Below are 305 nucleotides of genomic sequence, written 5' to 3' on the forward strand. Positions count from 1 at the left end.
CCTTCGTAAAAGGTCTCTCCCGGCGACAAAGTGACTTCCTTTTCGCCCTTGACCTGCATCACGATCGAGCCCTCCAGAACGTAGACGAATGCATTCGCCTCATGTTTGTGAATAGGCGAGGAGCCTCCCGGCCCATACTCGACCGATATCATCAGCCCTTCCTTGCCGGGATAATTCGGAAGGTCCTTTTTCATGAGCGGTGTGACGGCAGCGCCGTCTTCGGCGGCAACCGCCAAAGTGCCAAAAAGGCAAACCGTGGCCGACACGCATAGCGATAACAAAGCTGAATTCATTGTCGTAATCCC

General features: G+C 54.4%; 1 protein-coding gene. It reads right to left on the bottom strand.

From position 1 onward, the window contains the following. Nucleotides 1-293: cupin domain-containing protein (locus AF337_RS11510; protein ID WP_193393598.1), on the bottom strand; the 293-nt coding region annotated here is incomplete at its 3' end. Nucleotides 294-305 lie beyond the last annotated feature (12 nt).

Origin of the sequence: Rhizobium ecuadorense, assembly GCF_001187535.1 — a bacterium.
In the GTDB taxonomy this organism is placed as follows: domain Bacteria; phylum Pseudomonadota; class Alphaproteobacteria; order Rhizobiales; family Rhizobiaceae; genus Rhizobium; species Rhizobium ecuadorense.